At 70.0% G+C, this 26,824-nt stretch carries 20 protein-coding genes and 1 pseudogene; 8 read left to right on the forward strand and 13 right to left on the reverse strand.

Translation table 11 applies throughout. From position 1 onward, the window contains the following. Positions 1-43: 43 nt before the first annotated feature. Complete coding sequence (locus ACTWQO_RS17620; RefSeq protein ID WP_443238272.1) at positions 44-1,309, reverse strand: GAF domain-containing protein; 1,266 nt, start codon at positions 1,307-1,309, stop codon at positions 44-46. 321 nt (positions 1,310-1,630) lie between these two features. Beyond that, positions 1,631-3,265: an acyl-CoA dehydrogenase family protein gene (locus ACTWQO_RS17625; RefSeq protein WP_443238273.1), complete on the reverse strand. Its 1,635-nt coding sequence runs from the start codon at positions 3,263-3,265 to the stop codon at positions 1,631-1,633. A gap of 133 nt (positions 3,266-3,398) precedes the next feature. Between ACTWQO_RS17625 and ACTWQO_RS17630 the strand changes: the two genes are divergently transcribed. Beyond that, the gene (locus ACTWQO_RS17630; RefSeq protein ID WP_443238274.1) at positions 3,399-4,550 is read left to right on the forward strand and encodes a YihY/virulence factor BrkB family protein; all 1,152 of its coding nucleotides are present in this window, start codon (positions 3,399-3,401) and stop codon (positions 4,548-4,550) included. 17 nt (positions 4,551-4,567) lie between these two features. Here the strand turns inward: ACTWQO_RS17630 and ACTWQO_RS17635 are convergent, their stop codons facing one another. Then, complete coding sequence (locus ACTWQO_RS17635; protein ID WP_443238275.1) at positions 4,568-5,404, reverse strand: NmrA family NAD(P)-binding protein; 837 nt, start codon at positions 5,402-5,404, stop codon at positions 4,568-4,570. 80 nt (positions 5,405-5,484) lie between these two features. Here ACTWQO_RS17635 and ACTWQO_RS17640 point away from each other — a divergent pair, with 80 nt between their 5' ends. Next, entirely contained in the window at positions 5,485-6,420 is a 936-nt protein-coding gene (locus ACTWQO_RS17640; protein ID WP_443238276.1) for an AraC family transcriptional regulator, read from the forward strand. 46 nt (positions 6,421-6,466) lie between these two features. Beyond that, a complete protein-coding gene (locus ACTWQO_RS17645) occupies positions 6,467-7,150 on the forward strand; it encodes a helix-turn-helix domain-containing protein (protein WP_443238277.1) in 684 nt (227 codons plus the stop codon). Here the strand turns inward: ACTWQO_RS17645 and ACTWQO_RS17650 are convergent. The 10 genes and pseudogenes from ACTWQO_RS17650 to ACTWQO_RS17695 form a co-directional block, all read right to left on the reverse strand. After that, complete coding sequence (locus ACTWQO_RS17650) at positions 7,136-7,534, reverse strand: VOC family protein (protein ID WP_443238278.1); 399 nt, start codon at positions 7,532-7,534, stop codon at positions 7,136-7,138. The two genes, ACTWQO_RS17645 and ACTWQO_RS17650, sit on opposite strands and share 15 nt — an antisense overlap. A 76-nt stretch (positions 7,535-7,610) precedes the next feature. Further along, a complete protein-coding gene (locus ACTWQO_RS17655; RefSeq protein WP_443238279.1) occupies positions 7,611-8,243 on the reverse strand; it encodes a VOC family protein in 633 nt (210 codons plus the stop codon). A gap of 172 nt (positions 8,244-8,415) precedes the next feature. Beyond that, positions 8,416-9,021: pseudogene (locus ACTWQO_RS17660) on the reverse strand (DUF5954 family protein); the annotation flags it as partial. A 92-nt stretch (positions 9,022-9,113) separates the two neighbouring features. Next, entirely contained in the window at positions 9,114-10,154 is a 1,041-nt protein-coding gene (locus tag ACTWQO_RS17665; protein ID WP_443238280.1) for a LacI family DNA-binding transcriptional regulator, read from the reverse strand. 179 nt (positions 10,155-10,333) lie between these two features. After that, the gene (locus ACTWQO_RS17670) at positions 10,334-12,004 is read right to left on the reverse strand and encodes a family 43 glycosylhydrolase (RefSeq protein WP_443238281.1); all 1,671 of its coding nucleotides are present in this window, start codon (positions 12,002-12,004) and stop codon (positions 10,334-10,336) included. Beyond that, positions 12,001-12,915, reverse strand: coding sequence for a carbohydrate ABC transporter permease (locus ACTWQO_RS17675; RefSeq protein ID WP_443238282.1), 915 nt, complete (start codon positions 12,913-12,915; stop codon positions 12,001-12,003). Before ACTWQO_RS17675 ends, ACTWQO_RS17670 begins: the two co-directional genes overlap by 4 nt. After that, positions 12,915-13,799 carry a carbohydrate ABC transporter permease gene (locus ACTWQO_RS17680; protein ID WP_443238283.1) on the reverse strand — a complete coding sequence of 295 codons (885 nt, stop codon included), beginning with the start codon at positions 13,797-13,799 and terminating at the stop codon, positions 12,915-12,917. Before ACTWQO_RS17680 ends, ACTWQO_RS17675 begins: the two co-directional genes overlap by 1 nt. An 11-nt stretch (positions 13,800-13,810) precedes the next feature. Further along, complete coding sequence (locus tag ACTWQO_RS17685) at positions 13,811-15,148, reverse strand: ABC transporter substrate-binding protein (RefSeq protein ID WP_443238284.1); 1,338 nt, start codon at positions 15,146-15,148, stop codon at positions 13,811-13,813. A gap of 417 nt (positions 15,149-15,565) precedes the next feature. Then, entirely contained in the window at positions 15,566-16,654 is a 1,089-nt protein-coding gene (locus tag ACTWQO_RS17690; protein ID WP_443238285.1) for a LacI family DNA-binding transcriptional regulator, read from the reverse strand. A 454-nt stretch (positions 16,655-17,108) separates the two neighbouring features. Then, complete coding sequence (locus ACTWQO_RS17695) at positions 17,109-18,122, reverse strand: hydroxyacid dehydrogenase (RefSeq protein ID WP_443238286.1); 1,014 nt, start codon at positions 18,120-18,122, stop codon at positions 17,109-17,111. Positions 18,123-18,673: 551 nt separating this feature from the next. Here ACTWQO_RS17695 and ACTWQO_RS17700 point away from each other — a divergent pair. Genes ACTWQO_RS17700 through ACTWQO_RS17720 form a run of 5 tightly spaced genes read left to right on the forward strand, consistent with a single transcriptional unit; the run spans position 18,674 to position 26,807 of the window. Beyond that, positions 18,674-20,023 carry an extracellular solute-binding protein gene (locus ACTWQO_RS17700; protein ID WP_443238287.1) on the forward strand — a complete coding sequence of 450 codons (1,350 nt, stop codon included), beginning with the start codon at positions 18,674-18,676 and terminating at the stop codon, positions 20,021-20,023. Then, positions 20,020-21,018 carry a carbohydrate ABC transporter permease gene (locus ACTWQO_RS17705; RefSeq protein WP_443238288.1) on the forward strand — a complete coding sequence of 333 codons (999 nt, stop codon included), beginning with the start codon at positions 20,020-20,022 and terminating at the stop codon, positions 21,016-21,018. The genes ACTWQO_RS17700 and ACTWQO_RS17705 overlap by 4 nt, the downstream gene beginning before the upstream one ends. Then, a complete protein-coding gene (locus ACTWQO_RS17710; protein ID WP_443238289.1) occupies positions 21,015-21,908 on the forward strand; it encodes a carbohydrate ABC transporter permease in 894 nt (297 codons plus the stop codon). Before ACTWQO_RS17705 ends, ACTWQO_RS17710 begins: the two co-directional genes overlap by 4 nt. 34 nt (positions 21,909-21,942) lie before the next feature. Beyond that, positions 21,943-23,475, forward strand: a complete 1,533-nt coding sequence (locus ACTWQO_RS17715) for a glycosyl hydrolase family 28 protein (RefSeq protein ID WP_443238290.1) — start codon at positions 21,943-21,945, stop codon at positions 23,473-23,475. After that, positions 23,472-26,807: an alginate lyase family protein gene (locus tag ACTWQO_RS17720; protein WP_443238291.1), complete on the forward strand. Its 3,336-nt coding sequence runs from the start codon at positions 23,472-23,474 to the stop codon at positions 26,805-26,807. Before ACTWQO_RS17715 ends, ACTWQO_RS17720 begins: the two co-directional genes overlap by 4 nt. The last annotated feature ends 17 nt before the right edge of the window (positions 26,808-26,824 follow it).

Consider the following 26,824-nt stretch of genomic DNA (forward strand, 5'->3'; position numbering starts at 1 on the left):
ATGCGGAAGATGCCACCTCTTGTACCCCTCAGGGCACATGAATCTACTTCCGTCCCCTGGCCACCGCCGGAGCCGTGGAGTGCGGCAGCACCGCGTCCGGGTCGTCCGGCAGCACGATGTCGACTTCGGCGTCCTCGCGGAAGCGGTAGGGGCGGTGCTCCAGGAATCCGCCGAGATAGCGGCGTACCCGCGACATCTCGGCGCGTACCGTCACCGTGCGGCCCGGATCGCCGAACAGGTCCTCGGCCAGCCCTGCCGCGCTGCGGCCGGTGCGGTGCAGGGCCAGCAGATAGAGCAACTCGGCGTGCCGGGGGCTCAGTTCATGGGTCCAGGAGCCCACGCCGCCCGCCGCCGACACCGTCACCGACCAGCGGCGCGGCTGCGTCAGATCCAGCGCGATCCGTGCGCCGCCGTGTGCCACCGGCTCGTCGTCGGCCCGCACCAGCCAGCCCTCGGCCAGCGGCTCCACCGAGCAGAAGCCCAGCGCGGGCATCCACCGGCGGCCCGGCGACAGGGACTTGGGCAGCGCGATCCGGTCCGTGTACGGCATCCCGGTCACCGCCGCCGTCCAGCCGTCCCGGTCCACCACCAGGGCCCGGCCGGTGATCCGGGCCAGCGCCGGCGCCCCGACCGCGCGCAGCCGCTCCAGCGACACGAGGTGCAGTTCGCGGAGCTTGGCCTCGGCGAGCTTGGCCACCGAGTCGACCCAGGCGAGCGTGGCCGGGTGCATGGTCTCCAGGGGGCCGCTGACGTCGACGACACCGATCGGACGGCCGTTCCTGGGGTCGGTGATCGGCGCGCCCGTACACGTCCAGGAGGCGTGCGACCGTACGAAGTGCTCCGCGGCGAAGACCTGTACGGGCCGGCGCACCACAGCCGGTGTTCCCACGCCGTTGGTGCCGACGACGTCCTCGCGCCAGTCGGCACCGAGTTCCAGGCCGAGCCCGTCGGCCTTGCGCAGCACCGGCGAGCACCCCTCGCGCCACAGCACCCGGCCCTCCGGGTCCGCGATCACCATGATGTGGTGCGCGACGTCCGCGACCGACAGCAGCCCTTCCCGCAGCACCGGCAGCACATGTCTGAGCGGCGAGTCCTCCCGGCGCCGCTGGATCTCCTCGGTGTTCAGCAGCCCGGACCTGAAGTCGTGCTCGGGGTCGACACCGCTGCGCAGCATGCGTCCCCACGACTCCCCGATCACCGGGCGCGGGGGCAGGCGGGTGCGTTGTCCGGCGAGGGTCGCGTCCCGGACCTCGCTGAGTACCCGCGCCGCCTGCGCCGCGTCGACGGCGGCGAGTTGGGTCAGGTTCATCGGCGTCCCTTGTTGAATGTTCGTCTTATAGTGCCGTTCGCGGCGAGCGGAGGGACACCCTCCGCACACAGACGCCAACAAGTTGCAACCCCTTGCAACCCTGGTGGTCCGCGCGCGGCCTGGCTGAAACTTGAGCAGCGTCGCTCTCGGGCGGCGTTCGTGGCCTCGCATGGGCCAATGGCGGGGGTGGTGCCGTGTCGGCGCAGCACCACCCCCGCCTCCGGCGGTTGGGCCGCATCGCGACAGGGGCTGCGGTGTGCTGTTGCGTTGGCGTCTTACGATTCGTTGTGGCTGGTCGCGCAGTTCCCCGCGCCCCTTCGGTCAGGCCTGCGGCCTGGACCGATCCACCACCGACGTCAGGTCCAGGGTGGGCGGAAGGGTGCCGAACGCTGCTCCGCCGTCTGTGCCCAGTCGTGAGGCGCAGAAGGCGTCCGCGACCTCTGGTGGGGCGTAGCGGACCAGTAGGGAGCCCTGGAGGACCAGGGCGAGTCGCTCGGTTAGGCGGCGGGCTCTTGCTTCGATGCCGGCCATGTCGGCGAGGTCGGTGAGGAGGTCCTTGATCGCTGCGTCCAGGCGGTGGTCGGCGCCGCGGGCCTGGCCGACCTCCTGGAGGTAGGCGTTCAGGGCATGGGGTTCCCGGCGTAGCGCCCGCACTACGTCGAGGGCCTGGACGTTGCCGGCGCCCTCCCAGATCGAGTTGAGCGGTGACTCGCGTACCAGCCTCGGCAGGCCGGATTCCTCGACGTAACCGTTTCCGCCCAGACACTCGGCGGCCTCCACCGTCACCGGCGTACAGCGTTTCGTCACCCAGTACTTGGCGGCCGGCACCGCCAACCGCAGCAGCGCCTGCTCCTGTTCGCCCCCGTCGTCATAGGCGGCCGCGAGCCGGAGTGCGAGGGTGGTCGCCGCCTCCGACTCCAGTGCCAGATCGGCCAGTACGTTGCGCATGAGCGGCTTGTCGAGGAGTTTCCCGCCGAACGCCTCGCGGTGGGTGCAGTGATGCACCGCCTGTGCGACGGCCTGCCGCATCAGGCCCGCCGAGCCAAGGACGCAGTCGAGCCGGGTCGCGGCCACCATGTCGATGATGGTGCGCACTCCGCGCCCCTCGTCGCCGACCCGGCGTGCCCAGGTCCCGTCGAACTCGACCTCGCTGGAGGCGTTCGACCGGTTGCCCAGCTTGTCCTTGAGCCGCTGGAGGAGAAACACATTGCGGGTGCCGTCCTCCAGCACACGTGGGACGAGAAAGCAGGTCAGGCCCTCCGGAGCCTGCGCCAGCACCAGAAACCCGTCGGACATCGGTGCCGAGCAGAACCACTTGTGCCCGGTCAGCGCATAGGTCCCGTCCTCGGCCAGCGGCACGGCGGACGTCGAGTTCGCGCGTACGTCGCTGCCGCCCTGCTTCTCCGTCATGCCCATCCCGAACAGCGCCCCGGCCTTCAACGGGGCCGGGCGCAGCTCACGGTCGTAGATCATGGACGTCAGCCGCGGCTCCCACTCGGCGGCCAGCGCCGGGTCGGTGCGCAGCGCGGGCACCGCCGCGTGCGTCATCGACAGCGGGCAGCAGTTGCCCGCGTCGACCTGCGTCCACACCAGGAACGCCGCCGCCCGCCGCAGATGTCCGCCGGGCCGGCCCCAGGCCGCGGTCAGGCCCGCCGAGACGCCCTTGCCGAGCAGCCGGTGCCAGGCCGGATGGAAGTCGACCTCGTCGATCCGACGGCCGTAGCGATCGTGGGTGCGCAGCCGGGGCGGATACTCGTTCGCCTGGACGCCCCACTCCTGCACCTGCGCCGAGCCGGAGGTGCGGCCGAGCGCCGCCAGCTCGCCGCGGACCTCGTCGAGGAGGACGGGGTCGAGGTGCCGTTCGACGGCCTCGGTCAGGGCCTTGTCGGAGCTGTAGACGTCGTATCCGACCAGCGGAGGGGGCTGGTTGGTCACGGTATGGGTATTGCCGGACATGTCTGCGAACCTACCCCTCGGTACGGCGAGGGTCACCACACTGGCACGCCGCGCCCCACAGGGGACGGACGCGGTGACCGGGCCGCGCCACCAGGGGGTGAGCCGAGCCTCTCGCGGCGGATACCTTTAGTTCGTGCAGCCAGCAAGTGATTCCCCCGAGACGCCCTCCTCAGGCCGTCTCCACCGGGCTCGTGCCCTCTACCGGAACGTCTCCAAGCGCCGGACCGCCTGGCTGTTGCTCAAGGACACCGTCAACTCGTGCATCGAGTACCGGATCCTGGGTCTCGCGGCGGAGGCGGCGTTCTTCACGCTGCTGTCCGTCCCCCCGCTGCTGCTGAGCATGATCGGACTGCTCGGCTACGTCGACGACTGGACCGGCACCGACACCATCAGCAGCCTGGAGACGAACCTCCTGGAGGCCTCCCGCACGGTCCTGTCGGACAAGGGGGTCTCGCAGATCGCCCAGCCGATCCTGGACGACGTGATGAAGGGCGGCCGTCCCGACGTCATCTCCATCGGCTTCCTGTTCGCGCTGTGGTCGGGATCGCGTGCGGTCAACGTTTTCATAGACACGATCACCGTGATGTACGGCCTCGACGGCGTCCGCGGCATCGTCAAGACACGACTGGTCGCCTTCGTGCTCTTCCTGGTGGCCCTGGTGATCGGCTCGGTCGCGCTGCCGCTGATGGTGGCGGGCCCGGACGCGGTGCTGAACGTCCTGCCGTGGTCGGAGACCCTTGTGCAGGTGCTGTACTGGCCTGTCGTCATGGTGCTGTCCATCGCGTTCCTGACGACGCTGTACCACGTGTCCGTGCCGGTGCGCTCGCCGTGGATCGAGGATGTGCCGGGTGCCCTGGTGGCCCTGGGGATGTGGGTCCTGGGCAGCTTCCTGCTGCGGATCTACCTGACCAACACGGTCGAGGGCGCCACCATCTACGGCTCGCTGGCCGCAGCCGTGGCCGTCATGCTGTGGATCGGTGTGTCCGCCTTCGCCGTCCTCGTCGGCGCCGCCGTCAACGCCGCCATCGACCGGGTCTGGCCGGCCGCCGCCACCGCCGCGGCCCGCGCCGCCAACGAGCGGATGCGCGAGGCCCAGGTCGCCGAGTACGTCGCCCGCGCCGCCGCCCACCGCGGCGACACCGACCCCGACGACCCGGACATGCCGTCCGAGTTCCCCGAACGCTGGTCCCGCTTCCTCCCCCCGGAGGACGTGACCTCACGCCTGCGCACCCATGCGAAGAGCGTGCCGAAGGGGGAGGAAGCGGGGACGCCGGAGGGGCAGTGAGGTCCGCTCGGCGCCGGTCAGCGTTTCCAGGCCCCGGCCGCCGCTGATTCCCGTACGAACTCCGAGAAGTCCCGCGCCTCCCGCCCCAGCACCTGCCGCACCCCGTCCGTGACGTGGGCGTTGCGCCCGTCCAGCAGCCCTTCGAAGACCTCCACCAGGAAGTCCGCCTCCTCGGCCGGGACGCCGAAGCCGGTCAGGATCTCCCCGTACGCCCGCGCCGGCACCGGCGTGTACCTCAGCTCGATCCCGGTGGCCGCGGCGATCTCCGCCACCGCCTCCCGGAAGCTCAGCAGCCGCGGCCCCGTCAGCTCCAGCGTCCGCCCCACATACCGCTCCCCGGACGTCAGCACGGCCGCGACCACGTCCCCGATGTCCCGCACGTCCAGGAACGGCTCGGGCACCTCACCGGCCGGGAACACCAGCTCGCCCGTCTGCACCAGCCCCTCCGCGAGCAGCCCCTCGCTGAAGTTCTGCGCGAACCACGTGCACCGCACGATCGTCCAGTCCGCCCCGGACGACGTCAGCGCCTCCTCGGCCGCCCGTGCCTGCTCCTCGCCGCGCGCCGACAGCAGCACCAGGTGCCGTACGCCGAGCCCCACCGCCTCCCGGGCGAGCGCGCCGATGCCCTCGGCCGCCGCCGGGGAGCCGACGTCGGACGGGTACATCAGATACGCCGCGTCGGCGTCGCGCAGGGTGTCCGCCCACGTCGTCGGGTCCTCCCAGTCGAAACCGCGGGCACGCGAGGCCGCGCGCACGGTCAGGCCGGCGCCCCGCAGGGAGTCGGCGACCCGGCTGCCGGTCCGCCCGGAGGCGCCCGTCACCACAACCGTCATGTTCTGCGTGTTCTCCGTCATGCCTCCAGTCAACGGCCGCGCGCCCCAACAGCCCATGGCTGAACGGCTCATTCCCATACGAGCGCGTCTACGCTGGCCCCATGGACGCTCTCGCAGGCCTTCTCGAGGGTCCACGCGCGCGTGGCGCCTTCATGATCCGTGCGTGCTTCGAGCCGCCGTGGGCGATTCGCATCGAGGACCGCGCCCCGCTCACGGTGATGCTGATGGTCCGCGGCGCCGCCTGGATCCTGCCGGACACGGGGGAGCGTCTGCGGCTGACGCCCGGCGACCTGGCGATCGCCCGCGGCCCGGACCCGTACACCTGCGCCGACGACCCCGGCACCGCCCCGCAGGCCCTCATCCTGCCGGGCCAGGAGTGCCGCTACCCCGACGGCCGCTCCCTGAACGGCTCCATGGACCTCGGCGTCCGCACCTGGGGCGACCGGCTCGACGGCTCCGCGGTGATGCTGATCGGCACCTACCCGATGCAGGGCGAGATCAGCGGCCGGCTGCTGGACGCGCTGCCGCCGCTGATCACCCTCACCTCCGACGTGTGGCAGTGCCCGCTCACCCCGCTGCTCATGGAGGAGATCGTCCGCGACGAACCCGGCCAGGAAGTCGTCCTGGACCGGCTTCTCGACCTGCTGGTCATCGCCGCGCTGCGGGCCTGGTTCGCCCGCCCCGACGCGGAGGCCCCCGCCTGGTACCGGGCCCTGGCCGACCCCGTCGTCGGCCGCGTCCTGCGTCTCGTCCAGGACGACCCGGCCCACCCCTGGACGGTCGCCTCCCTCGCCGCCAAGGCCGGCGTCTCCCGGGCCGCCCTCGCCCGCCGCTTCACCGACCTCGTGGGCGAGCCCCCGATGTCCTACCTCACCGGCTGGCGCCTCGCCCTCGCCGCCGACCGCCTCCACACCACCGACGACACCATCGCCGCCATTGCCCGCCACGTCGGCTACGGCAGCGCGTTCGCCCTGTCCAGCGCCTTCAAGAGGGTGTACGGCATCAGTCCGCAGGAGCACCGGACGCGGGTGGGGTAGGACGACGCGCGTGCCTTGCCGCGGGTGGCGTCGTAGCCTTTCGTACGTGTACACCGAGCGGGCGTCCAGGCTGCCGGGCGCGGTCGTCTGGCGCCGCACCATCGAGGACTCCGTCGTCCGGCCTGTGCTGCCTGACGGCTGCATGGACCTGCTGTGGAACGACGGCCGGCTGCTCGTCGCGGGACCCGACACCCAGGCGTACGTTCCCGAGGGCGGCCCGCGGCAGTGGGCGGGCGTCCGCTTCTATCCCGGCACCGCGCCCGCGTTCCTCGGCGTGCCCGCACACGAACTGCGCGACCGGCGCGTCGAGTTGACCGACCTGTGGCCCGCCACGGAAGTACGGCGCCTGCGCGGCCGTATCGACGCGGCCCCGGACCCCATGAAGGGGCTGGAGGACGTGGCGTTGCAGCGGGCCGCCGACACCGAGCCGCCCGACCCGCTGCTGCTGCGCGTCGTCACGGCGCTCGACACGGGCCGTCCGGTCGCCGCCACCGCGGACGAACTCGGGCTCGGCGCCCGCCAGTTGCACCGCCGCTGTCTGACCGCCTTCGGCTACGGCCCCAAGACGCTGGCCCGGGTCCTGCGCCTGCAGCGCGCCCTGGCGCTGGCCCGCGACGGCCTGCCCCTCGCCGAGACAGCGGTCCGGGCGGGCTTCGCCGACCAGGCACATCTCGCCCGGGACGTACGGGAGTTGGCGGGCATGCCGCTCACGGAGCTACTGGGACGATAGCGGGGCGAACAGGTCGACCCCGTGTCCGTCCGGGTCGTGCACCACCGCGTACCGCTGCCCCCATTCGGCGTCCCACGGCTTGTGTCCGCCCTGGTAACCGGCGCCGACCAGGTCCTCGTACACCCGGTCCACCTCACTCGGGCTGTCGCAGAGCAGTGCCAGCGAATGGCGGCCGCCACCGGCCGGCGGCTGCCACCCGGCGACGAAGGACCGGATCATCTCCTCGGTGTCCAGCATCAGCCGCAGTCCGCCGGGCAGTTGGGCCTCGGCGTGCGGTTCGTTCTCGGCGCCCTCGGGGAAGGCGAAGCCGACTCGGCGGTAGAAGGCGACAGAGGCGGCCATGTCGGCGACGATCAGGCCGATCGCATCGAATCGTGGAGTCATGCGGCCACCGTAGGCAGCGCCGCGGCGGTGGGTCTTGAAGGAATCGGACAGGACATCGGACAGGACATGGCCGCGGTCAGTCGAAGGTCACCGGCCCACGCGGTGTGTCCACGGTGAAGGAAATCCTTGCTGAACCCACTGTGAGAGGGATCTCCGCACCCACGGCGGACAACAGCGGACGGATCTCGTCGGGGTCGGGGACCGATGCCGAGAGGGCGAGCAGCGGTGTGACCGGCAGGCCCGTCGCGGACGGATGCACCGAGTCGCCCCAGTCGATGAGGAACGGCACCACACCGGAGGGGTGCGCACCGTCCCCGTCGGTCAGCCGCCACCGCAGCAGGGTGCCGTCGGGTCTGCGGCGGCTCATCGGCCGTACGGGACCGGGGTCGTAACCCTGCGCGCGAGCCGCGGCGACCGCGGCGTCCAGGTCGGGCGGGCTGATCGCCCACGTCACCGTGCGCGGGACGGACAGCACATCCACGCCGAACGGGCGCGGCCCCGCGTGCCCGGCCTGCTCCGGGTCGGGGCCGACGATCTCCAGATAGGCCCTGCCGCCCAGCGCCACCAGATGGTTCCGAGTGCCGAGCCCGACATGGGCACCGCCGGCGGCGGGAGCCACACCGGTGCGCCGGGCGAACTCGGCGACCGTCACCACCAGATCGGGCGTCGCGAGGACGAGGTGGTCCAACCGTGCGGGAATGGTGTTCATCGCGCCGAGACTAAGGCAGGACGGCCGGTTCGGCAGCGCCCCGAAGGGGCGCGGGGAACTGCGCGACCAGCTACGACGGCGCCGCAGACGATCGACGACACATCGCGCGCTCCCCGCGGAGCGGCATCGCGCAGGTCACTCATGGCTGAGGCTGCCGTCCGCAGGATCCATCGTCGGGTGCATCTTCATCGGGCCGTACTCGTCGACGTCCCGCGAAGTCCCGCAGCCCCAGCGTCAGCGCGCCCGCGGACGGCCCGTCCAGGTGCTCGGGATCGAGTACGAACTCCACGTCCAGGGGCGAGTGGCGGGTCGGCCGATCCCAGGACCGCTCCACCGGCTCCCGGTCGGTGGGCCGGGGCGGCTCCAGACCGTCGTCCCCCATCCGCGCGAACTCGTCCCCGCGCACCGCCCGGTACCGCACCCCGCAGGCCGTCACCTCGTCCGCCGGCTCCCGCTCCAACACCTCCACCGCCGCCAGCAGTTCACGCCGTACGGCAGGATCGTCGGTGTCGTCCTTCGCGGTGAAGAACAGATGCGACTGCAGCCCGTCCCGCGCCACCTGCGGCATCCCGTCCACCACGGGCTTCACCACCCGCCACCGGAGCCCCACGGCCGGGTCCTGTGCCGCGATCCCGAACACCGGTCCGCGCAGGGCGATGCGGGGATACCGCACAGTGGCCTCCATCGCGTCGGCCTCCCGCACCCAGGCGGCGGGATCGTCACGACGGACCAGCTCCTCCTGGAGGGCGTCGATTCGTTGCTGCCAGTCATCTGTCATCCACGCATTTGTCGCGGTCGGCGAGTGTGCGCAGGAGCCGTTCCGATGCAACAGCCGTGATGGTTGGCCGACTTGAGGAGGGCGAACCGCGCTCACCGGACGGGGGCCGTGCTCGCCCGCTGCACCAGCCGCGTGGACAACTCGGTGCGGGTGCTCTCCGGCTGGTCGCCCTCCATCATGCGGACCAGTAGCCGCAGGGCGGTCGCCGCCATCTCCGACAGCGGCTGGCGAACCGTGGTGAGGGCCGGCGTGGTCCAGCGGGCCTCGGGCAGGTCGTCGAAACCGACGACGCTCAGGTCGTACGGCACCTTCAACCCCCGCTCGGCCAGGGCCTCGTAGACGCCCAGGGCCATCCGGTCCGAGCACACGAAGACCGCGGTGGGCGGCTCGGGCAGGTCGAGGAGTTCCAGCGTGCGGCGGCGGGCGGCGCTCTGGTCGAAGCCGGCGTGCCGGACGTACTCGGGCCGCTGCCGTATCCCCGCCGTCACGAGCGCCGAGCGATAGCCGGCGATCCGCGCGCTGCTGCACATCGTGTGCCGGCTGCCGGCGACCACGGCGATGCGCTCGTGGCCCAGAGACAGCAGATGCTCGGTCGCCGTCACCCCGCCGTGCCAGTTCGCCGCGCCCACCGACACCACGCCTGGCGGCGGATCGAGGACCGGGTCGATCAGCACATACGGGATGCGGTGCTGGTCCAGCCACGCGTGCTGGGACGGCGTCAGCTCGGCCAGGTTGAACAGCACGCCCGACGAACCCCGTGCGGTGAGCTTGTCCAGCCAGCCGCGCTCCGGACGGCCGCCCCGCGTCCGGTTCGGACCGGCCGACACGACCACCTCCAGACCGGCGTCGTGGGCCGCCGCCTCCACCCCGTGCAGCACCGCACCCGACCAGGAACTCTCCAGCGAGTGCAGCACCAGGTCGACCATCCCGGACACCCTCGCCGTGTCGAACCTCGGTCTGCGCACATAACCGAGCCGGTCCAGCGCCTCGGTGACCCGGCGGCGGGTCTCGGGTGCCACGTCCTCCCGCCCGTTGACGACCTTGGAAGCGGTCGGCACGGACACGCCCGCCTCCCGGGCGACGACGGCCAGCGTCGGCCCGGCCGCCACGCTCGCACTCCCTGTACGGCCCATCGGGATCCACCTCTCCGGCCCGCCCGAGGGCCATGAAAGTTTCGGCCAGCGCAGAAAACAGTCAGCGCGAAACAGTAAGCGCTTCCTACCCTAGGTTCGCCACAGTTCGGCGGGAAGAGGTCGGAGTTCGGCGGGATCCGAGGGCATGGGCTTTCGAAACTTCGAACGGAGGGCGGCGGTCAGTCGGGCGGGCCGGCCGGTCGGTGGGGCGCGCAGGCCAGTCGGAATCCCGTGAAGTCGGCGGTGAACTCCGCGTCGACGAGGTCCCACGCGTGGATCCCGGCCATCACGCCGGTGAAACGCAGCCGCGTACCGTGGTCGTCGGAGAGCTTGCCGACGTCCAGCGGCGAACCGATCGGAATACGGTCACCGTCCCGCGTCGGATTGCCGTCACCCTCGCGTGCGTACCAGAAGCGGGCCTCGGCTCCCTCGACGGTCACTCCCAGGGTGACGGGCGTCGTCGCGTCGGCAACGGCTTTCTGCTCGGTCCCCTCCTCGTCCCGCTCCACCAGACGCAGTACGGTCCGGCCCGCGTTCCGCCACTGCTGGCCGTGCTGCCCCTCACCCTCCGGTTCCGCCCACGTCAGGTCGAGGGCGACATAGGCCTCGGCGTCGTACCAGAGCACCAGCCCGGCGCCCTGCGTGAAGCTGGACGGCCGTGCTTCGAGCGTGACTTCGGCCTCCGCGCGGTGCTCGGTGATGCGCTGCGCCAGCAGGCTGTGCGCCCACCGCGACTCGGGACCGTGCCGTCCGCGCAGCCGGATCCAGCCGGGGCGTACGGCGGTGTCGGCCCAGGACGGATCGGGGTATCCACGAGGAGAGTTCCAGGGCCAGCCCAACGGCTCGTCGACAGCGTCGGTTTGGGGATCGACCGGCTGTGCGGGTACGGAGGATTCAGGCTCATTCAGGTCTGTCGGTACGTCGACCTCGACCGCCGGATGATGACCCCCGTGCCGCAGCCTCGGCCAGCCCTTCGCACCCTTCGCGTCCCACGTCACCGGCTGGATCGCCGTCTCGCGGCCGAGGGGACAGCGCAGGCCGTCCGGCGTCCGCAGCGGACGGGCGGCGAGATGGCTCAACACCCAGTCTCCGCCCGGCGTTTGAACCAGTTCGCCGTGTCCGGCCTTCTGCAACGGCAGCGACGGATCGTCCCGTGACGTCAGCAGCGGCCGGTCGTCGACCTCGTACGGTCCGGTCACGGAACGGCTGCGCGCCACCAGCACCCCGTGCTCGAACCCGGTGCCACCCTCGGCGAGCACGAGGTAGTACCAGCCGTCGCGCCTGAGCAACTTCGGCCCCTCGACCAGCCGTTCGTGCTGAAGCAGCAGATACGTGCCCCCGACGGGCGCCAGGGTGTCCCGGTCCAGCTCGGTCAGGACGATGCCCGCGAAACGCCTGCCGCCGGGGCGATGGTCACTCTGCAGGTTGAGCAGCCACAGCCGCCCCTCGTCATGGAAGAGCGCCGGATCGAAACCATGGCTCGCCACCCGGCGCGGAGCCGTCCACTCGCCGCCGATCTCCGCGGCCGTGGTGATGTAGGTGTCCAGGTCGAAGTACGGCGTCCCGACCGACCGGACGATCGCATACGTCATCCAGAACCGCTCCCCGTCCCAGCTCAGGGACGGCGCCCAGACGCCGCCCGAGTCGGGCACCCCGGCCAGGGAGTCGCCGGGGACCGCGCCCCGGACATGGCCCGCGTACTGCCAGTGCGCCAGGTCCCGGGAGCGGTGGAGGGGGATGGTCGGGAACCATTCGAAGGAACTGGTGGCCACGTAGTACCAGTCACCGACGCGCACAAGTGACGGGTCGGGAGCGAAACCGCGGATCACCGGGTTGTGCAGCAGGGTCACTTGAGGGCTCCCAAGGTGACGCCGGTCCGCCAGTAGCGGCGCATCGCGACCATCATGATCGCCATCGGGACGATGGACAGCAGCGCGCCGGTCAGCACCAGGCTGGTCAGGTCGACGCCGGACTCCAGGCGTTTCCCGGACCAGTTGTACAGGCCCAGGTTGAGGGTCCAGTTCTCCTCGCCGCGCAGCACGGTGAGAGGGAGGAAGAAGGCGTTCCAGGTGTTCACGAAGGCGAGCAGGAACACCGTGACCCCGCCCGTCGTCATCATGCGCAGCACGATGCTGAAGAAGATCCGCAGCTCGCCGGCGCCGTCGATGCGGGCGGCTTCGAGGAGTTCGTAGGGGATGGTCGCTTCGGTGTACACCTTGGCCAGGTAGACGCTGAAGGGGTTGATCAGGCAGGGGATCAGCATCGCCCAGGGCGTGTCGACCAGCCCGATCTCCGAGAACAGCAGATACAGCGGCAGGGTGAGCAGGGCGATCGGGATCAGGAACGAGCCGACCACCGCCGCGAACACCAGATTGCGCCCGGGGAACTCGAAGCGGGCCAGACCGTAGCCCGTCGCCAGGGCGAGCAGCGTGCCGCCGAGTGAGCCGAGGCCCGCGTACAGGAACGAGTTGGCCGTCCAGCGCAGGAAGATGCCGTCCTCGTAGGTGAACAGCTGCTCCAGGTTGTCCCACAGGTGCCAGCCCGAGAACCACAGGCCGTTCGACTGGTACAGGCCCGTGCGGTCCTTCGTCGAGGCGACGATCAGCCACCACACCGGGAACAGGCTGTACATGCTGGCCAGGATCAGGCCGACGAGCAGGAAGCGCTGGCCGCCGCGGGTGCGGGCAGCGGGGTCCGGGCGGGTAAGGCGTCGGACGGGACGGGCCGCCGACTCCTTCGTGGTCTTGTCCGTCAGCACCATCAGTCCACCTCCCTCGAAGTCAGCTTGTAGAAGAGGAAGGAGGCGACACCGAGGATCAGGGCGAGCAGCACCGACAGCGTCGCGGCGTAGTGGTAGTTGCCGGCGTTGAACGCCTGGTTGTAGATGATCATGATCGGGGTGAAGGTGTCGCTGACCGTCTGCGGGGTGACGTTCCGGAACAGCGCGGGCTCGTTGAAGATCTGCAGCATCTGGATGATCGACAGCATGCCGGTCAGGACCAGCGCGCCCCGCACGAACGGGATCTTGATGCTGCGCGCGATCCGCCACTCGGAGGCACCGTCGAGCCGCGCCGCCTCGAACAGCTCACGGGGTACGCCCTGGAGCGCCGAGTAGATGATCACCATGTTGTAGCCGATGCCGTGCCAGGTCAGCAGGTTGCCGATGGCCGGCCAGACCATCGACGGGGCGAAGAAGTTCCAGTCGAAGCCGAAGAGTTCGCCGAGCGGGGTCAGCGGACCGACCTCGGGGCTGTAGAGGTTGATCCAGACGATGGCCGCGACCACGCCGGGGATCATGTACGGCACGAGCAGCAGAATCCGGAACCGGCCGGCCACCTTCGAGGTGACCGCGTCCAGGAGCAGCGCCAGCGCCAGGCTGATCAGCAGCATCACCGGGATCTGGATGCAGGCGAACAGCACCACCCGCAGCACGGATCCCATGAACGCCGAGTCGGTCAGACCCTGCCGGTAGTTGTCGAAGCCGGCGAACTCCTCGGTGGCGCCGCCGAGCCCGAGCCCGGACTGCTGCTCGCGATAGAGCGACTGGTAGACGGCGTAACCGATGGGGAGCAGGTACAGGAAGACGAAGCCGAGCTGGAAGGGCACCGTGAACGCGGCACCCTTCCAGCGCTGGGAGCGAATCATGTGGAAGTGCCTCAGCCCTTGACGCTGATACCGCGGGACTTCAGATCGTTGACCGTCCACTCCTGCATGTGCGCGAGCAGGTCGGTGACCTTCTGCTCCTTGCTGACGACCTTGGCCCAGCCGGCCTGCATCTCCGTGAACATCGCGGTCCAGTTCGGGCCGAAGGTCCAGTCGGTCGTGACGGTGCCCAGGCTGTCCTTGACGACCGTCTGCGCGGGCTCGTAGTTCTTGCCGAGCAGCTTCTCGGAGATCGCCTCGGGGATGTACGTGTCACTGTCGGCCAGGGCCGGCATCACGCCGTTGCCGGTCTCCGGGCTCGCCATCGTCTTGACCGCGGTGGTGTCGGTGGACATCCACAGAGCCGCCTCCGCGGCCTGCTGCCGGCTCTTGCAGTCCTCGGTCACCAGCGTCACGCTGCCGGTCAGGTTGGTGCCCGCCGGGGTCTTGGCCGCCTCGCCCTTGAACGTCGGCCACGGCGAGAGCGCCCAGTCGCCGAACGACTTGGTGAAGTTCTGCACCATGCCGGCCATCTGCCAGGTGGAGATCTGCCGGGTTGCGGTGCCGCCGTTGTCGTAATTGCGCTGCACGGCCGCGTAGTCGGCGAAGGACAGCTTGGAGTTGAGGTCGTTGTCGATGACCTCCTGGATCACCTTGGCGGCCTTGAGCGTGCCCTCGTCCTGGAAGTCCACCTTCCAGGCGTCGCCGTCGATCGAGTACCAGTGCGCCCCGGCCTGCATGGCCAGCACCTCCAGGGTGCTCGGGTCCTCACCGGCGTAGTTGGTGATCTTGACGTTCTGCTTCTTCAGTTCCTTGCCCGCGGCGATGAAGTCGTCCCAGGTCGCCGGCGGCTCGATGCCGTACTTCTCGAAGAGGTCGGTGCGGTAGATCGTGAAGTTCGGCGAGGAGCTGGTGGGGACGCCGTAGAACTTGCCCTGCACCTGCGCGGTCGTCCAGGAGCCGGGGTTGAACTTGTCCTTCTCGCCCTCGACGTACTCCGTGATGTCGGCGAGCGCGCCCTGGGACACCCAGCTCGTCACGTACTCGCCGGTGTTCTGCACCAGGCAGGGCGCGTTGCCCGCCTTGACCGCGTTGGTCAGCTGCTTCTGCATGGTCAGCTGGTCGGTGACCTTGGTGTACTTGAGCTGGACGTCCTTGTGACTGGCGTTGAACGCCTTGACGACGGCCTCCTGGCCGTTGGCCCAGCCCCAGAAGTCGAGGGTGACCGGACCGGAGGAGCCCGAGGAGTCCTCCCCGGAGCCGGACCCGCCGCAGGCGGAGAGCAGACCTGTGAGGGCGATTCCCGCGACGGCGGCGGAGGCGAACCTTCTCCGGGGGATGGTGAAGTTCATCTGACCGTGATCCTTCGGATGAGGGCGTTCTTGCAGAACGGCGGCGGCTCGGTGGGGCTGGCCAGGAACGGCGGCCGGAAACCGGCGGCTCGCGGTTGCGGGGGGTCGGCCAAGCGGAAGCTGTAGTAAGCGTTTGCAGGGACGGTAGGCCGACGCCTCGGCACATAGCAAGAGGGGTGCGGCAATTTTGTTACGCCGGTTGGTCCGGGAAGTTATGCGCGGACGCGCACCGGGCGATCGTGGACAAGAGGACATGTGCCCAGCTCAAAGGGGCCACGGCCCGGCCCGGGACGGCGGTTGAGAGCGACTTCGAAGCCCCGAACCCGACCCGGCAAAGCCTTCGGAAAACGCTTACGTAACGTCCGCTTCGTTGTTTCCGACGGACGTGCACCGGTCGTCGATCCGTCAGCCGATCCGTCAGTCGCGCCGGACAGGCGGCTGCACGGAGTTGCGTACGACGACATGCGTGCCCAGCACCAGATGGTCGCCGTCGCTGCCCTTGCCGCGGCTCGCGTTGCCCTCGCGCCGATCGGCCACCGCCCGTAGCGCGACGCGGCCCATCTCCTCGTACGGCACGTGCACGGTGGTCAGTTGGGGCGTGAGCTGGGAGGCGAGCGGGATGTCGTCGTACCCGACGATCGACACGTCCTCGGGGACCCTGAGCCCGGCCGCGCGCAGGGCCTGCATGGCGCCCGCGGCGACCACATCGGTCCCGGCGAGCACGGCCGTGAAGTCCAGCCCTTCCCGCAGGCTTTCCTCCACGGCCCCGTACCCGTGCTGGTAGTCGTACGGGCCGTGCCGCACCATGCCCGGGTCGAAGGGCACGCCGTACGCCTCGAAGGCGCGCTGGGCGCCCTTCAACCGTCCCCGGGCGGTGCTGAGTTCGGCGTGGCCGGGCAGGACGAGGACCTTGCGGTGACCGGCCGACAGCAGATGGCTCGCCATCGCGTAGGCGCCGCCCTCGTTGTCGTAGTCGACCGTTGTCGCCGGCACGTCGCCCTCCAGGGACGGTCGGCCGACCAGGACGAGGTGGGAGCCGGCCGCGTCGAGGGAGCGGGCGAAACGGGCCATGCGCAGCTGGTACTCGTCGTGGTCGTAGGCACCGCCGAGCAGCACCACCGCGGCGACGCCCTGCTGGCGCATGAGGTTGACCAGGGCAAGTTCCCGCTCGGGGTCGTTCCCGGTGGTGCCGACCAGGGAGAGCCAGCCGCGCAGGGTGGCGGCGCCCTCAACTCCCTTGGCCACGTGGGCGAACGCGGCGCCGGTGATGTTGTCGATCAGGATGGCCACCGTGGGCGTACCGCCGCCGGCCAGCGAACGCGCGTGGGCGTTGGTCACGTAGTCCAGATCCCGGACGACCTTCATCACACGGCGGCGCAGATCCTCCGACACCGGGTAGTTGCCGGACAGGACGCGCGACACGCTGGCGACGGAGACACCCGCCCGCTCCGCCACGTCCCGGATGGTGGCCCGACCGACGTCGGCAGACGCCTTGCGCTGACTCACCCTTGCGGCTCCTTCACCGTCTGCGGCCCCACCACACCCACGTCTAGGCTCCTCCCCAACGCCGGTGCGGAAACCGTATCCCATTGTTACTCCGGCCCAGTGAGCGTGCGACAACGCCGGGCAAGGGCCCACCAACCCCCACTGGTCCGACGCGCCGGCCGCGAGGGAGCCGTAGGGGGCGCGCCAGTGTCGAGAGAACAAGCGCCCGGAAGCGCGCAGCGCCGAGCACGGTCGGTCTCTCGACACCGGCATTCAGCGCCCCCGGAGGCGACCGAGCCAGACATTCGGCACGCCGCCTGCAAGGCTTCTCGGCGCCAACGCACCGTCGCCCGCAAGGCTCCCCACCGTCAACGCACCGCCGCCTGCAGGGCCCCCGCTGCCAATGCGCCGCCTACAAGGCTCTGAGGTGCCCGGCCCAAAGCGCCCCAGGCACACCTGGAGAGGCGCACCCCTCTCAAGCCACCCGCCCCAAATCCCCCACCCGCACCTCATGCACCAACGCATCCCCCGCCACCACCCGCTCCAGCTCCTCCACCACAATCCGCCCCAGCCGCTCCAGCTCGTTCCCGAGCGACCCGGCGATGTGCGGCGTGAGGAACACGTTGGGCAGTCGGTACAGCGGGGATGCGGCGGGCAGCGGCTCAGGTTCCGTGACGTCGAGGATGGCGTGCAGTCGGCCGGAGACCAGCTCGTCGGTGAGCGCCTCGGGGTCGACCAGGGCGCCGCGCGAGGTGTTGATCAGCACGCCGCCGTCCCGGATGAGGGCGAGCCGGTCGCCGTCGAGCATCCGGTAGGTCTCGGGGATGTCGGGGGCGTGCAGGCTGACGATGTCGCTGTGCCGCAGGAGGTCCTCCAACGACAGCAGCTCGGCCCCGAGTTCGGCGGCCTCGGCGGGGCTGACGTACGGGTCGTGCAGCAGCAGGGTGAAGTCGAACGGCCGCAGCAACTCCAGCAGCCGTCTGCCCACGCGTGAGGCGCCGATGACGCCGATCCGGCGGCCGACGTTGCCGGTGGAGGCGGTCTCCTCGTTGGTCGGGTAGGTGTGCGTGGTGCGGAAGCGCTCGCGGTGCGCGAAGGTGTCCTTCCCGGCGAGCAGGATCATGGCGAGCGTGTACTCCGCGACCGGCAGCGCGTTGCCGGTCACCGCGCTGGAGACGGTGACGCCGTGCTTCCACAGGGCGTCACCGACCAGCGAACGGACCGAGCCCGCGGCGTGCAGGACGGTGCGCAGCTCGGGTGCGGCCACGAGGGCGTCGGCGTCCAGGTGAGGGCAGCCCCAGCCGGTGATCAGAACCTCGGCCCGGGCGAGGGCGTCGGCCGTCCTCGGGTCGGTGAGGTCCTGCACGACGAGGGCGGGGTCGATGTCGGACGCCTGCTTCAGCCGGGCCATCAGCGGCGGAGGGAAGAGCAGGGGGAGGTGCACCGGATCCATCGCGAACACGGCCCTCGGCGGGTGCGGGCTGGGCATGACTCTCCTGACACGCTGGTGGAAACATTTTCAGAAACCGCCTTCTACGGTAGATCTGCTGAGAACGGCGGGTCAATCGGTTGGACGGAGCGGAGGGGTGCGGGTTCCTCCGGAGTCGTTTCTGCCGCGTAGATGCATGCCGGGCACGGTGAGGCGGCAGGATCGCGGCAGTCCGCCACGCGGGGCCATCGGCGCCCGGCCGTATCCGGGACCCCCGCCCCCTGCCCCGTCCCGAAATCGGTTACTCCATTTTCTACGGGTATGGCTCACTCCTGGCAACCGGTTTCCAGATCCCTCATGGAGAGGTGGTGATCAAGCCGACCTGCGCGCACCCTCCGGCGATCTGGCGAACGGCGGTGCAGGGCTCATGTCGTCGAGGTTACCCAGTCTTTTCGAAAGTTCGCCCAGAGTCTTGACGCGGTTTCCGGACAGGAAGAAGCTCTGCCCCATTGCTCGACAACCGGTTGTCTGACCAAAACCCAGAACCAGACCCGCGGCCGACCTTCCGAGCCATGGTCGACATGCCGAACAACGTGAGAGGTGGTGCGTTCATGCACCCACGTGCCGGTGCCTCCCTGAGCCGCCGCCGATTCCTCGCCCTGTCCGCAGGAGGCGCCACGGCCGGCGCGGCGGCACTGAGCGGCTGCGCCCTCCAGGTGTCCACCGGGGTCAGCGGGGCGGGCGAGACCGTCACCGTGATGGTCAACTCCGGGGACATCCTCCCGGAGCAGGTGCAACAGGCCAAGAAGGACCTCGGCATCAAGATCGTCCTGATCAAGTACGACATCACCAAGCTGATCGCGATGCTCACCAGCGGCAACCCGCCCGACCTGGTGCGCGGCGTCGGCGCCGTGGACTCCCCGTTCTTCGCGGCGCGGAACGTGGCCGAGGAGCTGGACCCCTACTTCGCCCGGAGCGGCGTCCTCAAGTCGGCCGACCTGGACCCCGTCAACGACCTGTGGCGCTACGACGGCCGAGTCCAGGGCAAGGGCCCGCGCTACGGCATGGCGAAGGACTTCTCCCAGGACTCCATGTACTGGTACAACACCGCGGCCTTCGACAAGGGCGGTGTCGACCACCCGCCGGAGACCGAGCCGGTCACGTACGAGGAGTGGATCGACACCGCCAAGCGGCTCGTGCAGCGCAAGAGCGGCCAGACCACCGTCTTCGGCGGCAGCTACCAGGGCCTGACCCGGTCGACGCTCCTGACAACCATGACGGCGTCCGCCGGCGGCAGCCTCTTCAACGACGACTTCTCCCGGGTCGACTTCACCACTCCCGAGGCCCGCAAGGCCCTGGCCTGGTTCATCGACTACTGCAAGACCAAGGTCGGGCCGAGCCTCATCCAGCCCGACCCCAACGGCTGGGACGGGCCCACCTACCAGGCCGGACGGCTGGCCATGGCGAACAACGGCTACTGGCTGGGCGGCATGATCGGCACCGACAAGAAGCTGGCGGAGGTGTCCCGCCTGGCGCCCGCCCCGGTCTTCGAGGGCGGCGAGCGGATCAGCGCCTGTCAGGGCGGCACCGGCCTGTGGATGCCGCGCGGGGCGAAGAACAAGGACGCCGCCTGGCGCGTCTTCGAGTGGTTCTTCGGCGAGGAGCCGGCCAAGGCGCGCGCCTCCGGCGGCTGGGGCATCCCGACCCTGAAGTCGATGCGCTCGCTGATGCCGGCCCAGGAGGACTACCAGAAGCGGGTGCTTCAGGTGCAGGAGAACGAGCTGAAGCATTTCTCGGTGGTCTCCTTCACCCCCTACACCAGGGCGGACGCGCTCGACGCCCTCTTCAACCAGATCGCCCCCGCCGCGATGAACGGCCAGATCTCCGTCGACACCCTCGCCGGGCGCCTGAACTCGGCCATCAACGAGCAGCTGAAGCGCGGTAAGGAGCAAGTGGGATGACGGTCGACCAGATCTCCTCCGTCGCGGACCGGCCCGATGCCACCGCGAGCGCCGGGCGTGCGGCGGCCGCCGACGGGCCGCGGATCACGATGACCGCGCGCAGGCACCGCGCCTTCTACATGTTCACCTCGCCCTGGATCATCGGCTTCGTACTGCTGACCATCACGCCGATGGTGTACGCGCTGTGGCTGAGCTTCACCACGTTCGACGGCATCTCGCCCAACTGGAAGTACGTCGGGCTCGGCAACTACCGCGAGCTGCTGAACGATCCGGTGACCTGGGACGCGCTCGGCCGCGCAGGCCTGTTCGCGGTGACCTCGGTGCCGCTGTCGATCATCGCGGGGCTCGGCCTCGCCGTCCTGGTCAACCAGCCGATCAAGGCGCGCGGCCTGTTCCGCACGCTGCTGTATCTGCCCGCTGTGGTGCCGCCGGTGGGCGCGGGCCTCGCCTTCAAGCTGCTCTTCGACCAGAACTCCGGTGCCACCAACGGCGTCCTGACCATCTTCGGCTTCGACGCCATCGGCTGGCTCGCCGACCCCTACGCCCGCTACGTGCTGCTGATGACGGTCCTCTGGGCCGCCGGAAACGTCATGATCATCTCGCTGGCCGGACTCCAGGACGTACCCCGCGAACTCCACGAGGCCGCCCGCATCGACGGGGCGAGCCCCTGGCGCACCTTCCGCAGCATCACCGTACCGCTGCTGTCGCCCGTCCTGCTCTTCCAGACGGTGACCGGGATGATCGCCTCGGTGCAGACCATCATGCCGCTGCTGCTGGCCCCGCTCGGCGACACGAGCGGCATCACCACGGTCCCGCAGTCCAACTACCTCTACATGATGCACGTCTTCGCGCAGTACTTCGCGCTCGGCCGCTACGGCTACGCCTCCGCACTGCTGTGGGTGCTCTTCGTCCTGATCCTCGTCGTGACCGGACTGCTCTTCAAGCTCACGTCCGGCGCGGTGTTCTACAACGTCGACCCGGAGGCGAAGAAGTGACCGCCACCAGCCTGCCGCCCAAGTCACCGATTCTGCCGCCCAAGTCGTCGACGACCGACGTACGCGTGCGGGTGCGCGCCAAGCGCCTCGTCCTCTACACGATCCTCGTCTCCGTCACCGGGCTGTTCCTCGGCCCCTTCGGCTGGCTGATCCTCTCCGGCCTGAAGACCCAGGGCGAACTGGCCGCCTCGCCCGTGCACTGGCTGCCCGAGGCCTTCCAGTGGCACAACTTCGCCGACGCCTTCAACCAGATCGACTTCCTCGGCTACGCCCGCAACTCCCTGGTCATCGCCCTCATCTACGCCACGCTCGTCACGCTCAGCTCGGCCTGGGTCGGCTTCGGTTTCGCCCGGCTCGACGCGCCCGGCAAGAAGGTGCTGTTCGGCGTCCTGCTCGGCTCGATGATGCTGCCCCAGATGGTCACGCTGCTGCCGACCTACCTGATCTTCGCCAAGGTCGGCATGGTCGACACGTACTGGCCGTGGGTGCTGTGGGGTCTGTCCGCGGCGCCGTATCTGGTCTTCCTCTTCCGGCAGTTCTTCGCGGGCATGCCGCGTGAGCTGGAGGAGGCCGCGATCGTGGACGGCTGCGGATACGCGTCGATCTTCTGGCGGATCTTCCTGCCGCAGTCCTGGCCCGTGCTGTCCGCGAGCTTCATCATCGCCTTCACCTGGACCTGGGGCGACTACATCGCCCCGCAGCTGCTGCTGTCCACCGACCGCACCACGCTCGCCGTCGCCGTGATGACCACCTACGTCAGCGAGGCCGGCACGCCCGTCCCCGAGCTCCAGGCCGCGGCCTCCGTGATGTACGTCGTCCCGATCCTGCTGATCTTCCTCGTCGCCCAGCGCGGCTTCGTCTCCGGGATGTCCACGTCCGGACTGAAGTGACCCTTCTTACCGAACCTTTTGCAAGGAGTTACGCATGAACGCGCCCCTGTCACGCCGGACCACCCTCCAGGCCGCCGGTGTCATCGCTGCCGCCGGCCTGGCCGACAGCATCGCGGGCACCGCACAGGCCGCCGCGGCGGAGGAGCCCGGCACCGCCGGCGACAGCGTGGTCATCCACCCGACGCTTCCGAAGGTGCCTGTCAACAACTCCTTCACCGTCAAGGTCCGGCCGCTCGGCGGCACCTGGCAGAAGCTCGGCGTCTACCTCGCCAAGCTCGCACTGATCGACGCGAACACCGGCAGCAACAGGGCCCAGAGCTCCTCCTGGGCCGCCTTCGACTTCTCCGGCACGGTCGAGGTCGAGATCACGTACACCCCGGGCGGCGGCGAGAAGGTCCGCATCCGCCCGGACTCGTACGGCATCAAGCCCGAGGTGCTCGGCAGCACCGCGCGCTTCACCCTGGACCGGCCCCGCAACCTCGTCGTCCAGATCGACGACAAGATCTTCGACTGCCTGCACCTGTTCGCGAACCCGATCGAGCAGGACGTGCCCGCCGAGGGCGACAAGAAGGTCATGTACTTCGGGCCCGGTCTGCACACCCACCCCGACCGAACCCTGAAGGTGCCCAGCGGCACCACCGTCTACCTGGCCCCGGGCGCCGTCCTCACCTCCGCCGTGATCTTCGAGAACGTGGAGAACTCCCGGCTGATCGGCCGCGGCGTGGTCTACGACACGACCGGCGGCGCGGTCTTCGTCCACAAGTGCGACAACGTCACGATCGACGGCGTCACGATCCTCAACCCCCGGTACGAGAACATCAGGGTCGCCGAGTCCAACAACCTCACCATCAAGAACCTGCGCGCCTTCAGCCACCAGGGCTGGGGTGACGGCATCCAGCTCTACTGCTCCGAGAACGTCACGATCGACGGCTGCTTCCTGCGCACCTCCGACGACTGCGTCGCCCTCTACACCCACCGCTGGGACTTCTACGGCGACACCCGCAACATCACCGTCAAGAACTGCTCCCTCTGGGCCGACGTCGCCCACCCGATCAACATCGGCGTGCACGGCAACTCCGACACCCCCGAGATGCTGGAGAACCTGCGCTACGAGAACATCGACATCCTCGACCACCGCGAGCCGCAGGTGACCTACCAGGGCGCCATCGCCTTCATGGTCGGCGACAGCAACATCGTCCGGGACGTCAGGTTCGACGACATCCGCGTGGAGGACTTCCGCTGGGGCCAGCTCATCCACATGCGGGTCGAGTACAACCCGAAGTACAACACGTCGGCAGGCAGCGGCATCGAGTCCGTCTACATCAAGGACCTCAGCTACAACGGCAAGAACGCCGACCTCTCGATCATCGCCGGCCTCGACGCGGAACACGCGATCAAGGACGTCACCTTCGAGAACCTCCGCGTCAACGGCAGGGTGATCGCCGACAGCACGGGCAAGCCGAGGTGGTACCTGGCCTCGGACGGCGTGCCCATGTTCGTCAACGAGCACGTGACGAACCTGAAGTTCCTCACCACCGCCGAGGCAGAGGCGGCCGCCGCGTCATGACGATCCCCGCACCGAGCCGCCGGGGCTTCCTCGGCGGCACGGCCGCCCTGCTGCTGGTGGCGGGCGCGAGCGGACTGCTCGCGCCCGGCACGGCCCGGGCGGCCGGGAACAAGGCCGCTTCCAGATCCTTCACCCACCCCGGCCTGCTGCACAGCGCCGCCGACCTGGCCCGGATGAAGGCCGCGGTCGCCGCGAAGGAGTCGCCCGTCCACGACGGCTACCTCCCCTTCGCGGCCCACGCCCGCTCCAAGTCGACGTACACCATCCAGAACACCGGCCAGATCACCTCCTGGGGCCGCGGCCCCAGCAACTACATGAACCAGGCCGTCGCCGACTCGGCCGCCGCCTACCAGAACGCCCTCATGTGGTGCGTCACGGGCGAGCGCGCCCACGCCGACAAGGCACGGGACATCCTGAACGCCTGGTCGGCCTCGCTGACCATGATCACCGGAGCCGACGGTCCGCTGGGCGCCGGGCTCCAGGCCTTCAAGTTCGTCAACGCGGCCGAGCTGCTCCGCCACAGCGACTACGACGGCTGGGCGGAGGCGGACATCGCCCGCTGCGAGCGGTCCTTCCTCGACGTCTGGTATCCGGCGATCTCCGGCTACATGCTCTACGCCAACGGCAACTGGGACCTGACGGCCATTCAGTCCATCCTGGCCATCGGTGTGTTCTGCGAGGAGCGCACTCTCTTCGAGGACGCGCTGCGGTTCGCCGCGGCCGGTGCGGGTAACGGCAGCGTCCGCAACCGTGTCGTCAGGGCGGACGGCCAGGGCCAGGAGAGCGGCCGCGACCAGGCCCATGAGCAGCTCGCCATCGGCCTGATGGGCGACGCCGCGCAGGTCGCCTGGAACCAGGGCGTCGACCTGTGGGCCTTCGACGACCACCGCATCCTCGCCAACGCCGAGTACGCCGCCCGCTACAACCTCGGCGGCGACGTCCCCTTCACCCCCGACCTCGACCGTACCGGCAAGTACATCAAGACGACCGTCTCCGACAAGGTCCGCGGCACTCTCCCCCCGATCTACGAGATGTACTACGCCCACTACGCCGGCGTCCGCGGCCTCGACACCCCGTACACCAAGGCGGCCGTCTTCCGCGGCACCGGTGGCGCCCGCTTCGTCGAGGGCAGCAACGACGACCTGCCGAGCTTCGGCACGTTCGCCTACGCGGGTACGAAGGCCCCGGCGCCGACCGTGCCAACGCCCCCGGCGGGGGTCACGGCGGTGGGCGACGGTACGTCGGTCGGCGTGGCCTGGCTGCCGTCCGCGTGGGCGACCTCGTACACGGTCCGCCGGGCGAGCCGCCCCGAGGGACCGTACGAGGAGATCGCGCCGGCAGTCGACGGAACACTGCACACGGACGACGGCGCACGTCCCGGCCGGACGTACTACTACACGGTCACTGCCACGAACTCCCAGGGCAGCAGCGGCGATTCGGCGAGCACATCGGCCACCGCCGGTCTCCCCGAGCCCTGGTCCTCCCAGGACATCGGCGCGGTGAAGATCCCCGGCTCCGCCGCTTTCGACGGTGAACGGTTCGTCCTTGAGGCGTCCGGCACCGCCGACACCTACCGCTCCGTCCACCTCCCGCTGCCCGGCGACGGCACGATCACCGCACGGATCGTGTTCCCGCTCAGCTCGCAGTACGCCAAGATCGGCGTCACCCTGCGCGACTCCCTCGACGCGGATGCCGCGCACGCCTCGATGCTCATCCAGGGGCTGCCGCTGCACACCTGGAGCGGTGTGTGGAGCGTACGGCCCAGGACCGGGGCCGCTGTCTCCGGCACCGGCAGCACGCCCGTGCCGCCCACCCAGCAGCAGGCGATCACCGTGAACGCGGCCTTCCCGATCTCCAGCCTCGGCACGCTGCCCGAGTCGGCGACCCCGCTTCAGGCCCCGTACGTCGAAGGCGCGGGCGACGGCTACCGGCTGCGGGCGCCGTACTGGGTGCGGGTGACCCGCAGGGGTCGCCGCTGCACCGGCGCGATCTCCCCTGACGGTATCCGCTGGACTCAAGTAGGTTCCAGCGAGGTCGAGTTGGGCCGCACTGCCTACGCGGGCCTGGTCCTCAGCTCCTGTCTCGGCGTCGACGAGGAGTACGCCGAGACCGGCACCGGCGCCTTCGACAACGTCACCGTCCTCTCGGCCTCGGCCGGCGAGGTCTGGTCGGTTCCCCGCCCCGCTCGGACCGCCGCCGGCCTCAAGGCGTCCACCGGCGCTGACGCCGTGGAGCTGGCCTGGACCGACCCCGATCTCTCCGCCCGTTACAAGGTGCTGCGCTCCACGGGCGCCGACGGGCCCTTCGAGACGATCGCGACCGGCATCGGCCCCGTCGGATTCGGCACCCGCGTCCGGTACACGGATGCCACCGGCACGCCCGGGACGACGTACCACTACGTCGTCGCGAAGACGAACTGCGCCGGACGGGGCCCGCTCTCCGAGCCGGTCTCCGCCCCGATGCCGACCCCGGGCGTGCCCCAACTCACCTCCGCCACCGTTATGTTCGGCAACAAGGGTGTCGACTTCCAGCACCTCCTGCGCGGCTCGCACGAGCCCGTACGGTTCAGCGCGGCCGGGCTGCCCGACGGCCTCCGGCTCGACAAGCGCACCGGCCTGGTCTCCGGAACATCCACCCAGAGCGGCGAGTTCACGGTCACCACCACGGCGGCCAACGCCACCGGCACCGGCACCGGCACGCTCACCGTCACCGTCGGCACACCTCCGCCCACGCCCTGGACGTACGGCGACCTCGGTGACCCGGTCCCCGACGAGCGCGCCTTCGGGACGCTGGGCGTGGTCGCGATCCGCACGCCGGGCAGTACGTCGTACCACGACGGGACCTTCACCGTGCGCGGTGCCGGTGTCGATCTGACCGTCAACAACCAGGGAATGACAGGGCAGTTCGTACGACGGCCCGTCACCGGCGACTGTGAGATCACCGCCCGGCTCGTCTCCCGCACGGGCGCGAGTGCCGACCGGGTGGGTCTGCTGATGGCCAAGTCGCTGTCACCGTTCGACCAGGCCGCCGGGGCGATCGTCACCGGCGGGACCACCGCGCAGCTCATGCTGCGCACGACCGTCGCCGGACGGTCGACGTTCACCGGGAACGGGGCAGCCGCCCTTCCCTCCCTGCTGCGGCTGAAGCGCGTCGGGACCGCCTTCACCGCGGCCCTGTCCACCGATGACGGCGCCACCTGGACCACCCTCGCCACCGGCGAGATCCCCGGGTTCGGTGACGCCCCCTACCACGTGGGCCTCGTGGTCTGCTCGCGCGACCAACTGGCCCGCTGCACCACCGAGTTCGACGAGGTGAGCATCACCCCCAGGTAGATCCTCCAAGAAATGGA

It is taken from the genome of Streptomyces sp. 4N124, assembly GCF_052245395.1.
Lineage (GTDB): Bacteria > Actinomycetota > Actinomycetes > Streptomycetales > Streptomycetaceae > Streptomyces.